14 protein-coding genes are annotated in these 13,505 nt (G+C 53.8%); 7 read left to right on the forward strand and 7 right to left on the reverse strand.

Annotated elements, in window-relative coordinates; all coding sequences use genetic code 11:
- Positions 1-23 precede the first annotated feature (23 nt).
- The 6 genes from NNN64_RS05020 to NNN64_RS05045 form a co-directional block, all read right to left on the reverse strand.
- Complete coding sequence (locus NNN64_RS05020) at positions 24-626, reverse strand: KpsF/GutQ family sugar-phosphate isomerase (RefSeq protein WP_271440680.1); 603 nt, start codon at positions 624-626, stop codon at positions 24-26.
- Positions 623-2,260, reverse strand: a complete 1,638-nt coding sequence (locus tag NNN64_RS05025) for an FGGY-family carbohydrate kinase (RefSeq protein WP_271440681.1) — start codon at positions 2,258-2,260, stop codon at positions 623-625. Before NNN64_RS05025 ends, NNN64_RS05020 begins: the two co-directional genes overlap by 4 nt.
- A 17-nt stretch (positions 2,261-2,277) precedes the next feature.
- On the reverse strand, positions 2,278-3,231 hold the full coding sequence (locus tag NNN64_RS05030; protein WP_271440682.1) for an ABC transporter permease: 954 nt from the start codon (positions 3,229-3,231) through the stop codon (positions 2,278-2,280).
- A gap of 1 nt (position 3,232) precedes the next feature.
- The gene (locus NNN64_RS05035; protein WP_271440683.1) at positions 3,233-4,222 is read right to left on the reverse strand and encodes an ABC transporter permease; all 990 of its coding nucleotides are present in this window, start codon (positions 4,220-4,222) and stop codon (positions 3,233-3,235) included.
- The gene (locus tag NNN64_RS05040) at positions 4,215-5,723 is read right to left on the reverse strand and encodes a sugar ABC transporter ATP-binding protein (RefSeq protein ID WP_271440684.1); all 1,509 of its coding nucleotides are present in this window, start codon (positions 5,721-5,723) and stop codon (positions 4,215-4,217) included. Before NNN64_RS05040 ends, NNN64_RS05035 begins: the two co-directional genes overlap by 8 nt.
- A gap of 103 nt (positions 5,724-5,826) precedes the next feature.
- Complete coding sequence (locus tag NNN64_RS05045; RefSeq protein WP_006683457.1) at positions 5,827-6,810, reverse strand: autoinducer 2 ABC transporter substrate-binding protein; 984 nt, start codon at positions 6,808-6,810, stop codon at positions 5,827-5,829.
- A gap of 417 nt (positions 6,811-7,227) precedes the next feature.
- Between NNN64_RS05045 and NNN64_RS05050 the strand changes: the two genes are divergently transcribed.
- Positions 7,228-7,866 (forward strand): DUF1007 family protein, encoded by a 639-nt coding sequence (locus tag NNN64_RS05050; protein WP_271440685.1) that lies wholly within the window; start codon positions 7,228-7,230, stop codon positions 7,864-7,866.
- Positions 7,857-8,837, forward strand: a complete 981-nt coding sequence (locus tag NNN64_RS05055; RefSeq protein ID WP_271440686.1) for a nickel/cobalt transporter — start codon at positions 7,857-7,859, stop codon at positions 8,835-8,837. Before NNN64_RS05050 ends, NNN64_RS05055 begins: the two co-directional genes overlap by 10 nt.
- Before the next feature lie 67 nt (positions 8,838-8,904).
- Here the strand turns inward: NNN64_RS05055 and suhB are convergent, their stop codons facing one another.
- The gene (suhB, locus tag NNN64_RS05060) at positions 8,905-9,708 is read right to left on the reverse strand and encodes an inositol-1-monophosphatase (RefSeq protein WP_003835237.1); all 804 of its coding nucleotides are present in this window, start codon (positions 9,706-9,708) and stop codon (positions 8,905-8,907) included.
- A gap of 118 nt (positions 9,709-9,826) precedes the next feature.
- On the opposite strand from suhB, the gene trmJ reads away from it, so the two are divergent.
- The 5 genes from trmJ to iscA all read left to right on the forward strand — a co-directional run bounded on the left by trmJ (position 9,827) and on the right by iscA (position 13,439).
- Positions 9,827-10,558, forward strand: a complete 732-nt coding sequence (trmJ, locus tag NNN64_RS05065; RefSeq protein ID WP_271440687.1) for a tRNA (cytosine(32)/uridine(32)-2'-O)-methyltransferase TrmJ — start codon at positions 9,827-9,829, stop codon at positions 10,556-10,558.
- Between the two features lie 242 nt (positions 10,559-10,800).
- Positions 10,801-11,292 (forward strand): Fe-S cluster assembly transcriptional regulator IscR, encoded by a 492-nt coding sequence (iscR, locus tag NNN64_RS05070; RefSeq protein WP_005120405.1) that lies wholly within the window; start codon positions 10,801-10,803, stop codon positions 11,290-11,292.
- A gap of 167 nt (positions 11,293-11,459) precedes the next feature.
- Positions 11,460-12,674 (forward strand): cysteine desulfurase, encoded by a 1,215-nt coding sequence (gene iscS, locus NNN64_RS05075; protein ID WP_271440688.1) that lies wholly within the window; start codon positions 11,460-11,462, stop codon positions 12,672-12,674.
- Positions 12,675-12,708: 34 nt separating this feature from the next.
- Positions 12,709-13,095, forward strand: a complete 387-nt coding sequence (iscU, locus tag NNN64_RS05080; protein ID WP_002913991.1) for a Fe-S cluster assembly scaffold IscU — start codon at positions 12,709-12,711, stop codon at positions 13,093-13,095.
- A gap of 20 nt (positions 13,096-13,115) precedes the next feature.
- A complete protein-coding gene (gene iscA, locus NNN64_RS05085; RefSeq protein WP_003835203.1) occupies positions 13,116-13,439 on the forward strand; it encodes an iron-sulfur cluster assembly protein IscA in 324 nt (107 codons plus the stop codon).
- Positions 13,440-13,505 lie beyond the last annotated feature (66 nt).

Here is a 13,505-nt window from a genome sequence, read left to right on the forward strand (position 1 = left end):
GAGCCGGAATCACATGTTCTCCATCACGCCTGCCCACGGCTCAGCGTTAATCCCACATCACCGCCTGGATGCACAGATAACAGCGTCTCTTTTGAGTAGCCGCTTTCGCTCATCAGGCAGGCGCAGGCGGCGTCAAAGATTGCCAGTACCAGCATTATTGACGTGGTCGCCAGCATGTTTAGCGGATCGGCTTCGCGCTGTACGCCGGTGGAAATCACCAGTCTCGATGCTTTAGCAATGGCTGAAGCGGCGTTTTCAGTGATGCTCAGGATGGGCACATTTCTCGCTGCCAGTCCGGGTAGCAGCCGGGTGAGCTCATCCGAATTGCCCCCGCGTGACAGCATGATGACCAGATCATCGGCGCGTAAAAACCCCAGGTCGCCATGTGCGGCGTCGGTGGCATTGAGGTAAATCGCTGGACGTTCCACGCAGGCAAGCATATGCGCCACTTTACGCGCGGCAATGCCGGAGGTGCCCACGCCGGTGACGACGATTTTCCCCCGGCAACCGCGTAGCTCCGCCATCAACGACTGCCAGACAGGTTCAGTCAGATGCTGCCCCAGACTCGCCAGGGCATCGCTATAGAGCTGAAATACGCTGGTGGCCTGAGACCAGGAGTTACTCATGCGTCCTCCTGCATCAGCTCGCGGTATTTCATGTGGTCCTGATACATCTCGTGGAATACCCGGTATTTGCGATCGTAGTACTGCTTAATACGGTTAGTTTGTGGGGTGACCGTCTTACCAATACGACTCATCGCCGACATGGCTTCCGGGAGGGTGTCAAAAACACCTGCCGCGATGGTGCCCATCATCGCGCCACCCAGCAGCATGGCTTCGCTCTCTTCTGGCAGTAACATTGCGCAACCCGTGGCGTTGGCATGTTCCTGAACGAAGATCGGGTTCTTTGTACCGCCGCCGCTGGCCATAATGGTATCGATGGTGTAACCACTTTGATTCATCGTTTCGATAATATGACGTGTCCCCAGGGCAATGGCCTGGATAGTCGCCAGATACTGCAACGCCATATCTTCCGCCGTGCGGGATAGCTTCAGCCCGGTGATCGCCCCTGTGAGCGTTGGGTTGGCGCGCGGTGAGCGGTTGCCGTGGAAATAGGGCAGGATATGCATGTCGCGGGTCAGGAACGCGATATCTTCCGGCTCACCGGCCATTTTACGCAGCAGTGCATTCAGCACTTCGTAAATGGTTTGTCCCTGGGACTTCGCCTGCGCCAGTAGTGTTTCATAGCACGGATGCGACTGAATAACGTGGTCAATTAACGCCCCGGTAGCCGACTGCCCGCCTTCGTTGAGCCAGTATTCCGGCAGCACCGCTGAGTAGTAAGGACCCCAAATGCCGCTGATAAAACGCGGCTCTTTGGAAATGGCCATATGGCCCGTGGAGGTGCCGCCAATCAGTGCGACACGACGGTCGAAATCCGCCACTTCGCCGGAAACGCCGCAGGCGCCGAGTGTGCCGAGGGTGCCAGCGTGCGCATCGATGATCGATACGCTGACCGCGGTCCCAGGAATCAGCCCCATTTCGCTGGCGGCGCGTGCTGACAGCCCATGACCGAGCGGTTCACCCATGGTTTTTACGTAGCGGCCAATTTTGGCCGCATCGTGCTCCAGTAAATCTTCCAGCCCGATCTGGCGGAAGTAGCTGGCATCCCATTTGTCTTCATGGCCCATATAGGTCCATTTGCAGACCGTTGAACACAGCGAACGCGTGTCGTCTCCGGTCGCACGCCAGGTGAGGAAGTCTGGCAAATCAAAGTAGTAACCTGCATTGGCCCAGGTATTGGGCATATGCTGTTTCAGCCACAGCAGTTTTGGCGTCTGCATTTCCGGAGAAATAATGCCGCCGACGTAGTCCAGCACCCGATGATGCAGGGCGTTGATGCGGTCGGCCTGGGTAATGGCGCGGTGGTCCATCCACACAATGATATTCTGTTCGCTACGTCCGGAGGGACTGATGGTCAGGGGGTTACCCTCTTTATCCAGCACCACCAAAGAACAGGTTGCATCAAAGCCTAACCCTTTCACCTGAATCGGGTTGATATCTGATTGGTTGATGGCATCGCGAACCGCGTTACACACTGCCTGCCAGATGTTATCGGAGGACTGCTCAACAAAATCGGCCTGCGGGCGGTAAATCTCGATGGCCCGACTGGCCTGACCGACCATCCTGCCGTTAAGATCAAATACGCCTGCTCTGGCGCTTCCGGTTCCGACATCCACACCAATAAAGTAACTTGCCATAATTTTTTCTCCTGAAATCAGGCTTTACGATTCTGTAATGCGATAAAGAGGATCAGCACCGCGCCCCACAGCGCCATCGTCAGATAGCTACTGACCCCCAGCAAGTTAAGACCGCTTTCCAGCATTTGCAGCACGATAAGTGCCAGCACCAGGCCGATAATGCGCCCGAAGCCGCCATCCGGGTTGATGCCGCCGAGTACGGAGGCAAGGATGGTGACCAGCAGGTAGGATTCGCCGTATCCGGCTTTCGCCGAGTTGAATTTCGCCATCATCAGAATGGCGGCGACCCAGCCGAGCAGTGCCGAAATGACGTACACGGAAATTTGTACTCGTAGGGTATTCACGCCGCTGTAGCGGGTTGCCTGTTCATTGGAGCCGACGAGATACAGGCTGCGCCCTAATGTGGTGTGTTCGAGCAGTACCCACAGCAGGATCGCCACGAGGAAAAAGAGCAACAGCGCCACCGGAACCCCGGCAATCGTTGCGTTGCCAAGATATTGAATCGCCGTCGGGAAGCCGGAGATGACCGTCCCGTTAGACAGCAGAATATTCAGCCCGGAGATAAGCGTCATGGTGCCGAGCGTGGCGAGAATGGGGGATACACCGACCCAGGCGATCAGCGCACCGTTCAGGGTACCAATGGCAACCGCGACGGCAGCGCCTGCCAGCAGTGCCAGCACCAGAAACAGAGGGTTATCCGGATGGGTGACGATAATCGCCGCCATCACCAGCGAGCAGGCGTTCGCCCCGGCAATAATCGACAGGTTAATGCCGCCGGTCAGCATGGTCATGCCCATCCCCAGGGCCAGCATGCCGAGGATCGGTAACTGCGAACCGATGGACTGGAAGTTAGCGACGCTGAAAAAACGGCTGCCGAGCAGGGCCGAGAAGACCAGTGCGACGACCACAATAATGACGCATTGCAGGCGAATGATGGCATCACCGGGTAAAAATCTGGCGATTGTTTTCATCTCAAAGCTCCCTTGCCAGTTTGCGTTTTTCGTTCCAGGCCGTGGCGCTGATGCTGACCAGGATAATGGCGCCGCTGAACACGGTATGCCAGTAAGAGGAGACGCTGAGCAGCGTCAGGCCGTTTTGTAAGAAGGCCAGCAGGACCACGCCGAGCAGGGTTCCGGTTAACGTACCGCGTCCGCCGCTCATACTGGTTCCGCCGAGCACCACCGCCGCCAGCACCGTCAACTCAAAACCAAGCAGTGAATTGGGGGCCACAGACTGAGTGATTTGTGCCTGCACCACGGCGGCAACGCCCGCCAGAATGCCCATGTAGCCATAGACGTAGAAATGCAGTTTCAGCAGGTTCAGTCCCAGACGCGAGGCCGCATCACGGTTGCCGCCCATGGCGTAAACCTGACGGCCAAGACGGGTATAGTTCATCAGTACGGCGGTAAAGATGATCACCGCAGCCAGACACAGCAAGGGCAGGGTCAAACCGTAGTCGTAACCGTCCGCTGCGGTGAACGAGAACCAGTTAATGCCGTTCATAAACCAGTCGGGGAAGCCATACAGCCAGGTGCCTTTAGTGGTGTAAACCAGCAGGCCGTAATAAACGTTCAATGTGGCGATAGTAATGATGATCGCCGGAACGCGCAGCCAGTAGACCAGGAAACCGTTGATGAGTCCGAGCAGCAGACCCACTGCAACCGCAATCGCCAGCGCCAGTGCGAAGTTGCCGCCGTGGCCGATCACCCAACTGGCCATCGCGTATTGGGCAATGGCGGTCATCGCCGGGAAGGAGATGTCGATTCCGCCGGAAATCAGTACCACAAACAGACCGCAGGCAAGGATGCCAAGAATCGCGTAGCTGGTGGCCACATCCGTCAGGTTCCCCAGCGACAAAAACTCGTCGGTGCTGACGCTCAGCCCGACGGCGAGCGCCACGACCAGCAGGCCCAGCCAGAATTCATGTTGCCCGATTAAACGGGAGAGACGCAGACTATTCATTGATTACCTCGACTACTTCAGCAATCTCCTCTTCACGGCAGTGATGAGGATTAAATTCCGCCACCAGTTTGCCGCGGCGCATCACCAGCACACGATGACTGTTGTAATACGCTTCCGGGATTTCATCGCAAATCATCAGTACCGCCATTCCCTGTTCCGCCAGATCGCGGGCTATCTGATAAATGCCTTCTTTGTTGGCAATGTCCACGCCAACGGTAGGCGAGTCGAGGATCAGGATGCGCGGATTGGTCGCCACCCATTTAGCAATGGCGATACGCTGGGCATTACCACCAGAAAGTGTTTTAACCGGCAGATGTGGATCGGAGACTTTAATGTTCAGCTCGCGGATCAGGTCAGCGACCAGCTTTTGCGCTTTGCGATGATCGAGCAGGCCGCTGCGGGTGTGCAGTTGGTCAAATACCGTGACGATGGTGTTGTCATAGATCGACTGCTCCATGATAAGCCCCTGCGTCAGGCGATCTTCAGAGACGTAGCCGATTCCGTGCTTAATCGCATCATGGTTATTGTTAAGCCGGACTGGTTGGCCGTTAATGCGGATTTCACCGCTTTCAGGATGCGTCATGCCGAACAGGCTCAGACAGAGTTCGGTACGTCCGGCACCCAGCAGACCCACAATGGAAACTATCTCGCCGCCGTGCAGCGACAGATTAATGTTCTGGTATTTGCCCCGACGGCTGAGATTGCGCAGCTCCAGCAGCGGTTCCTGCTCAATGGCTGGCCTTTGTGGCAGTGGGCTGTAGTGGAAGCGTTGTCCGGTCATCAGGAAGGCCAGTTCGTGGCTGTCGAGTTCGCTGGCCGGGAATGTCCCCACCAGTTTACCGTCGCGCATCACGCTAATTCGGTCCGCCACTTCCATCACCTCATCCAGACGATGGCTGACAAACACCACGCAAATTCCGGCAGCCTTCAGTTCGTTGACCACTCGCAGCAGGCCATTAACCTCCTGGCGGGTCAGAGAGGCGGTGGGCTCGTCCATAATGACCAGCCGGGCATCGGCGGCGATTGCCCGGCAAATAGCGACCAGTTGTCGGTCGGCAATCGAGAGTTTTTCGACTTTTTTATCGGGATCGATGTTCACACCGATGCGCTTCATGGCCGCCAGCGCCTGCTGTTTCATGGCGCCACGCCGTACCCAGATATCGCCGCCGGGCAGATAGCGGTTGACCGCGATGTTTTCCGCGACGCTAAAATTGGGAAACAACGACAAATCCTGATAAATAACCTGAATCCCATAGTGGGAAGAGAGTTGCGGCGTCAGGTGATGGAACAATTTACCGTCGAGTAAAATTTGTGCGCCTTTTTCAGGGCTATAGACCCCGGAGATCACTTTAATAATGGTGCTTTTACCACAACCGTTTTGACCCGCCAGACAGTGAACTTCGCCTTTTTTCAGCGTCAAATTCACCTTATCCAGCGCCAGCACGCCCGGGAATTGTTTGCTGATATTCTCAAGAGTGATAAATGCGGTGGTGTCTGTCATGGACAATACCCCTGCGAGCGTCCTCGCGGACGCTGAGTGTTAGTTTGGTAGATAGCGCCGGCCAGACGGTCGGCGTTAAGGTTCCCTGGTGTTGGCTAAAGCCTTAGAAACCGAGTGATTGCGCGTTGTCTTTGGTGACTTCGAGGATCTTGTTAAAGCGGATCACTTTCTTCTCCGTGTCGATATCGGCTTTCCCTAAACCATCGATACTCAAATCGGCGTTGACTTCTTTGCCCTGCAGCAGCTGATCGGCAACCGTTACCAGCGCGTAGCCCGCGTCTTTCGGATCCCACAGCAGCGCTTTTTTGATGTCGCCACGCATCAGGTAAGGCGCTGCTTGTGCCGGCATTGCGATACCGACGACGGCGATTTTATCTTTGGCGCGTTTTTTCTGAACGGCCTGGCCTGCACCGATAGGACCCAGTGAGCCGAAACCGATAATGCCTTTCATCTGCGGGTAAGTTTTCATCAGATCCAGCGTGGTGGCATAGGACTTATCGATGCTTTCCGCGACGGGTAAACGGGAGGTGACTTCGAACATCTCCGGATATTTTTCTTTCTGGTACTTAATTGCATAATCAGCCCATGCGTTATGCAACGGCACGGTCAGCGAACCTACATAGATAGCATATCCCCCTTTGCCGCCCATATTTTTCGCCAGTTCATCGACGTTGGCCTGCGCGTATTTTTCACTATCAATCGTTTCGATATCCCACTGGCCGATGTGCTCGTCCGGAGATTCGTGCGTCAGGACCACGATGCCTTTATCGCGTGCTTTTTTCAGTACAGGTTCGAGGACTTTGGCATCGTTAGGAACCACGATGATCGCATTCACGTTTTTAGCGATCAGATCCTCAATGACTTTTACCTGCTGTGCCGGATCTGGTGTTGACGGGCCGGTCTGGTAAGCATTTACATCGAGTTTTTTTGCTGCTTCATTCACGCCGGTTTCCATTCGGTTAAACCACGGAATACCGGTGACTTTGGCAACCACAGCAATTTCATATTTTTCCGCCGCAAACGACGTGCCGGACAACATGCATGCAGAAACCAGGGTTGCACTGAGTAATGCGAGTTTGAATTTCATAGTTGTACCTTTAGTAGGGGGCAGGGCATGTTACGGCGTGAAGTTAACAACGAATGGAAGAGGGAATGAATCATAAGTTTGATGAATGTGATCTATGCCCATTTTTGTTAATTATTGGAGAGTTTTAAGTTAATTTTTGGTTAAATTTGATGAGATTTGGATTTTATCTGACGCTATATTTGTTAATAATTCATTAATATGAAACTTATAATTAACATCTATGCATCATTTGACGTAAATTGAAGCCATGAATCGTCGTTTTTACGGTGACGGGAAAATAATAAAATGTCGAAATTGAGAACTGAATCGATACCGGAAAAGGGTGCTCAACATTTTTCCGTTCGATGATATGCTCACCACTCTTTTCGCCCAGGACGTCATCATTGTGGCGGCCTGTATTGTTACCGTGGAGAACTCATGCAACGCGTTCAACGCATCATTGTCACGTTGATCCTGGCTATCCTGTCTTTTAATGTCGGTGCGCATCCCCACAGTTTTATCCACCTGAAAACTGAGATATTGAGTGAAAATAACCAGTTTGTAGCGCTGAAAATGCGCTGGACGATGGATGAAATCACCTCGACTGATCTGCTTTATGATGCGGGGAATGCCAAACCGGGTGATGAGATCTGGAAAAAACTGGCGGCAGAAGTGATGGCCAACGTCCTTGGGCAGCACTATTTCACTGAAGTGTGGCATGCGGGACAAAAGGTAAAGTTTAAAAATCGGCCGACGGAATATGGTATGGAACGTGAGGATCATCAGGCGGTGCTGACATTTGTGCTGCCGTTGGCAGAGCCGCAGCCGTTGAACGGACAAAAATATAGTATTTCAACGTTCGATCCGACCTACTACGTCGATATGAGCTATGACAAAGACAGTGATGCCTCTCTGGCACAGCCCCTACGCCAGCAATGCCGGATTTCCGTGCATACGTCGACACCGAATGAACAAACGCTGAGTTTTGCACAGTCGCTGGATAAAGAAGATGCACCGCCGGAGGATATGGAATTAGGTAAACAGTTTGCACAGACGGTGACGTTACAATGTCAGTAATTTATCGACCACACACGGTCAGACGTCGTTGGCTTAGCCTATGGCCGCTGGCGCTGTTTTTGCTGCTGGCGACGGGCGGCATACTGTGGCTATGGCAGATCTGGCCGCAGGTCATGATGAAAAGTGTCGTCTGGCAGCGCGATGTTAATCAACAGATGAGTGGGTTGCTCAAAGCGGTTGCTGCTAATCCGACCCGGGCCGGGGGATCGCTGCTGCTGTTTAGTTTCCTGTATGGGGTACTACACGCGCTGGGGCCGGGACACGGGAAAATTGTTATTACCACCTGGCTTGCGACCCATCCGTCGAAGTTGAAGTCGAGTATCGGGCTGACGCTGGCGTCTTCGTTGTTACAGGGACTGGTCGCAATTGGGCTGGTGATAGTGGTGCTTACGGTACTGCAGCTACCGGCCCGGCAATTGCATATGAGCAGTTTCTGGCTGGAGAAAGGAAGTTATGCGTTGGTGGGGGTGTTGGGGGTGCTGCTGTGCGCTCGTGCGCTGAGAAAGTTGCGCCAGTTGCTGCGTCGCCCGACGTTTACCGCTTTTGCACCGCAGCATATCCATCATGATGGCTGTGGTTGTGGGCATCAACATTTGCCAGACCCTGAGCAGATACAACACGGGGATGACTGGCGTGCGCGACTGATGATAATTCTGTCTATGGGCATGCGCCCGTGCTCCGGAGCCATCATGGTGCTGCTGTTTAGCAAAGTGGTTGGCGTGTTTAACTGGGGGATGGCATCGGCGCTGGCGATGGCGGCTGGAACCTCTTTGACGATTACGTCACTGGCTCTGCTGGTACACAGTTTCCGTTCGCTGGCGGTGAGACTTAGCGGACATAAAGCGCCGGTATTGTGGCGACAGATTGGCTGGACAACGCTGGCATTAACCGGTGGTGCGGTGCTGATTGCTGCTGCGGTAGTCATGTGGATGAGCGCGGTGCCGGTGGGCAGGGGATTAAGACCGTTTTAGATTAGTGAGCGGTAGGAATTGTAGGCCGGATAAGACGCGAAAGCGTCGCATCCGGCACCACAGCAGATTAACGCTTCAGCGCGTCGCTCAGTTCGTCACGCATGTTAGCCAGCATGGCTTTAACGACGCGCGGGTTACCAGCAACAATGTTGCCAGTCGCCATGTAGTTATGACCTCCGGTAAAGTCGCATACCAGTGCGCCAGCTTCACGAGCAATCAGCTCGCCTGCAGCGAAATCCCACGGGCGCAGGCCAATTTCAAAATAACCATCAACGCGTGCAGCGGCAACGTATGCCAGATCCAGCGCAGCAGAACCCGTGCGACGGAAGTCCGCGCATTCGGTGAACATGTTGCCGAGGATTTTCATATAAGAAGCGGCGTGCTGCTTCGCTTTGAACGGGAAACCGGTGGCGATGATGGTGCCATCCAGATCGCGAGCCGTGCTGCCGCGCAGACGGTAGCCGTTCAGCTGTGCGCCCTGGCCGCGAGTTGCGGTGAACAGTTCGTTACGCATTGGATCGTAAACAACGGCGACTTCAGTACGGCCTTTAATGCGTACTGCGATGGAAACCGCGAAGTGCGGCAGACGTTTTACGAAGTTGGTGGTGCCATCCAGTGGATCGATAACCCATTGAACATCCAGATCTTCACCAACATGTTCACCGCTTTCTTCGGTGATGATGGTGTGCTGAGGGTAAGATTTGCGGATTGTTTCGATAATAATCGCTTCGGCGGCTTTATCGACGTTAGTCACGAAATCATTGCTGCCTTTCTGGCTGGTTTCTACAGAGTCTGGTGTTTCGTAGTGTTTGGCAATTACATTACCCGCCTTGCGCGCTGCGCGCACGGCGATGGTCAGCATCGGATGCATCGGTCTCTCTCACTGGATGTTAAAGAACGGGAAAACGGCGCAGAGTATAGCAGCGAGTTCGGAATATGTCTTCGTTTTATGATAATATGCCCGAATAATCTTTAGCCGAAGAAATACAATGCTGCAAAATATTCGAATCGTGCTGGTGGAAACCTCTCACACTGGCAACATGGGCTCTGTGGCCCGCGCAATGAAAACTATGGGTTTAACCAATCTGTGGCTCGTCAATCCACTGGTTAAACCGGACTCTCAGGCCATCGCCCTGGCGGCAGGTGCCAGCGATGTGATTGGCAGCGCGCAGATCGTCGATACGCTTGATGAAGCGCTGGCGGGTTGCAGTCTGGTAGTAGGCACCAGTGCGCGCTCGCGCACATTACCGTGGCCGATGCTGGATCCGCGTGAATGTGGTTTAAAAAGCGTTTCTGAAGCGACGAACTCCCCGGTGGCGCTGGTGTTTGGCCGCGAACGCGTTGGCCTGACCAACGAAGAGCTGCAGAAGTGCCATTATCACGTCGCCATTGCCGCGAACCCGGAATACAGTTCGCTCAATCTTGCGATGGCGGTTCAGGTCATCTCTTATGAAGTCCGCATGGCCTGGCTGGCAACGCAGGAAAGCGGTAAAGCAGCTGACTATGAAGAAACCCAGTATCCACTGGTCGACGATTTAGAGCGTTTTTACGGTCATCTGGAACAGACACTGCTGTCGACCGGGTTTATCCGTGAAGGCCATCCGGGGCAGGTGATGAACAAGCTGCGTCGTCTGTTTACTCGCGCACGTCCAGAGAGCCAGGAACTGAATATCCTGCGCGGGATTTTAGCGTCGATTGAACAACAGAATAAAGGGAAGTAACCTGTCTTTACGCCGGATGGCGCTTCGCTTATCCGGCCTACAGGCCGCACGATTTGTCGGCCGGATAAGCGAAGCGCCATCCGGCAAACGAATACCGCACGGAACGCAAAATACCTGACTAAATTAGTCAAGTAAATAGTTGACTGATTTAGTCGGGAATGTCAGACTTGCCCCTGCTATGCAATACCCCCATTTTACAATAAAAAACCCCGGGCAGGGGCGAGTTTGAGGCTAAGTAAGACATGAGACTGACATCAAAAGGGCGTTATGCCGTGACCGCAATGTTGGACGTTGCGCTCAACTCCGAAACGGGCCCGGTACCGTTGGCTGATATTTCTGAGCGTCAGGGCATTTCCCTGTCGTATCTGGAGCAGTTGTTCTCCCGTTTGCGTAAAAACGGTCTGGTTTCCAGCGTACGCGGACCAGGCGGCGGATATCTGCTGGGTAAAGATGCAGGCAGCATCGCAGTAGGTGAAGTTATTAGCGCTGTTGACGAGTCTGTAGATGCGACCCGTTGCCAGGGTAAAGGCGGTTGTCAGGGCGGCGATAAGTGCCTGACCCACGCGCTGTGGCGCGATCTTAGCGACCGCCTGACCGGTTTCCTCAACAACATTACGTTGGGCGAACTGGTAAATAATCAGGAAGTCCTCGATGTGTCTGGTCGCCAGCACACGCATGACGCTCCACGCAGCACCCGTACGCAAGACGCTATCGACGTCAAACTGCGTGCCTAATAAAAATTACGCACTATCTTCTGCTTGCATCAAGGCAACCAGCAAGATGAAGCGTAAAAAGTATTTCAGAATCAGGCCGGGATGTCAGACATCCCGTTAACTCGGTCGTACATCCAGCCGGTTGCCTGATTCCTTGCATTGAAGCGATGTACGGAGTTTATAGAGCAATGAAATTACCGATCTATCTCGATTACTCCGCAACCACGCCGGTGGACCCGCGTGTTGCCGAGAAAATGATGCAGTGTCTGACCCTGGACGGAAACTTTGGTAACCCAGCGTCTCGTTCACACCGTTTCGGCTGGCAGGCTGAAGAGGCGGTAGATATCGCCCGTAACCAGATTGCCGACCTCGTGGGCGCTGACCCGCGTGAAATCGTCTTTACTTCCGGTGCGACTGAATCCGATAACCTGGCGATTAAAGGTGCAGCCAACTTTTATCAGAAAAAAGGCAAGCACATCATCACCAGCAAAACCGAACACAAAGCCGTGCTGGACACCTGTCGTCAGCTGGAGCGCGAAGGGTTCGAAGTCACCTACCTCGCCCCGCAGCGTAACGGCATTATCGACCTGAAAGAACTTGAAGCGGCGATGCGTGATGACACCATCCTCGTGTCCATCATGCACGTGAACAACGAAATTGGCGTGGTACAGGACATTGCGACGATCGGCGAAATGTGCCGCGCGCGTGGCATCATCTATCACGTTGATGCAACCCAGAGTGTAGGTAAACTGCCTATCGACCTGAGCCAGCTGAAAGTGGACCTGATGTCCTTCTCTGGCCACAAAATCTATGGCCCGAAAGGTATCGGCGCGCTGTATGTGCGTCGTAAACCGCGTATCCGTATCGAAGCGCAGATGCACGGCGGCGGTCACGAGCGCGGCATGCGCTCCGGTACGCTGCCTGTTCACCAAATTGTCGGTATGGGTGAAGCTTACCGTATCGCCAAAGAAGAGATGGAAACCGAGATGGCGCGTCTGCGCGGTCTGCGTAACCGTCTGTGGAACGGTGTGAAAGACATGGAAGAGGTATACCTCAATGGTGACCTCGAGCATGGCGCACCGAACATTCTCAACGTCAGCTTCAACTTTGTTGAAGGCGAGTCGCTGATTATGGCGCTGAAAGATCTGGCGGTATCTTCCGGTTCTGCATGTACCTCTGCAAGCCTGGAACCTTCCTACGTGCTGCGTGCACTGGGGATGACTGACGAGCTGGCACATAGCTCAATTCGTTTCTCTTTAGGTCGTTTCACTACCGAAGAAGAGATTGACTACGCCATCAATCTGGTTCGTAACTCCATCGGCCGTCTGCGCGACCTTTCTCCGCTGTGGGAAATGTTCAAGCAGGGCGTGGATCTGAACAGTATTGAATGGTCACATCACTAATTCGGCACCAATGCACCAATAAGGAGAATTCATCATGGCTTACAGCGAAAAAGTTATCGATCATTACGAGAATCCACGTAACGTGGGCTCTTTTGACAACAGCGACGAGAACGTGGGCAGCGGCATGGTGGGTGCACCGGCCTGTGGCGACGTGATGAAGTTGCAGATCAAAGTCAACAATGAGGGTATCATTGAAGACGCGCGTTTCAAGACTTACGGCTGCGGTTCCGCTATTGCCTCCAGCTCTCTGGTTACCGAATGGGTAAAAGGGAAATCGCTGGACGAAGCACAGGCGATTAAGAACACCGATATCGCAGACGAACTTGAACTGCCACCAGTGAAAATTCACTGTTCTATTCTGGCTGAAGACGCGATTAAAGCCGCGATTGCGGATTACAAAAGCAAACGTGAAGCAAAATAATTAAGAGTTGAGGTTTTATTATGTCGATTACCTTAAGCGACAGTGCAGCAGCGCGTGTAAATACCTTCCTGGCGAACCGCGGTAAAGGGTTTGGTCTGCGTCTGGGCGTGAGAACCTCCGGCTGCTCAGGTATGGCCTATGTACTGGAATTTGTTGACGAGCCGGCGGCTGAAGATACCGTGTTTGAAGACAAAGGCGTAAAAGTCGTGATCGACGGAAAGAGCCTGCAATTCCTCGACGGTACGCAGTTAGACTTCGTCAAAGAAGGTCTGAACGAAGGGTTTAAGTTCACTAACCCGAACGTGAAAGACGAATGTGGATGCGGCGAAAGCTTCCACGTGTAACGCGCTTACTGATAACCCCACCGTGGTCGCCTGCGCGTGGGGTTTGTTTTACCTGACTCTCTGGTT

The organism is Citrobacter sp. Igbk 14 (genome assembly GCF_028069825.1).
In the GTDB taxonomy this organism is placed as follows: Bacteria; Pseudomonadota; Gammaproteobacteria; order Enterobacterales; family Enterobacteriaceae; genus Citrobacter.

Bases quoted from the DNA above. Each gene is read 5' to 3' on its own strand.
- NNN64_RS05020 (WP_271440680.1), bottom strand. From the start codon at position 626: ATGAGTAACTCCTGGTCTCAGGCCACCAGCGTATTTCAGCTCTATAGC.
- NNN64_RS05025 (WP_271440681.1), bottom strand. From the start codon at position 2,260: ATGGCAAGTTACTTTATTGGTGTGGATGTCGGAACCGGAAGCGCCAGA.
- NNN64_RS05030 (WP_271440682.1), bottom strand. From the start codon at position 3,231: ATGAAAACAATCGCCAGATTTTTACCCGGTGATGCCATCATTCGCCTG.
- NNN64_RS05035 (WP_271440683.1), bottom strand. From the start codon at position 4,222: ATGAATAGTCTGCGTCTCTCCCGTTTAATCGGGCAACATGAATTCTGG.
- NNN64_RS05040 (WP_271440684.1), bottom strand. From the start codon at position 5,723: ATGACAGACACCACCGCATTTATCACTCTTGAGAATATCAGCAAACAA.
- NNN64_RS05045 (WP_006683457.1), bottom strand. From the start codon at position 6,810: ATGAAATTCAAACTCGCATTACTCAGTGCAACCCTGGTTTCTGCATGC.
- NNN64_RS05050 (WP_271440685.1), top strand. From the start codon at position 7,228: ATGCAACGCGTTCAACGCATCATTGTCACGTTGATCCTGGCTATCCTG.
- NNN64_RS05055 (WP_271440686.1), top strand. From the start codon at position 7,857: ATGTCAGTAATTTATCGACCACACACGGTCAGACGTCGTTGGCTTAGC.
- suhB (WP_003835237.1), bottom strand. From the start codon at position 9,708: ATGCATCCGATGCTGACCATCGCCGTGCGCGCAGCGCGCAAGGCGGGT.
- trmJ (WP_271440687.1), top strand. From the start codon at position 9,827: ATGCTGCAAAATATTCGAATCGTGCTGGTGGAAACCTCTCACACTGGC.
- iscR (WP_005120405.1), top strand. From the start codon at position 10,801: ATGAGACTGACATCAAAAGGGCGTTATGCCGTGACCGCAATGTTGGAC.
- iscS (WP_271440688.1), top strand. From the start codon at position 11,460: ATGAAATTACCGATCTATCTCGATTACTCCGCAACCACGCCGGTGGAC.
- iscU (WP_002913991.1), top strand. From the start codon at position 12,709: ATGGCTTACAGCGAAAAAGTTATCGATCATTACGAGAATCCACGTAAC.
- iscA (WP_003835203.1), top strand. From the start codon at position 13,116: ATGTCGATTACCTTAAGCGACAGTGCAGCAGCGCGTGTAAATACCTTC.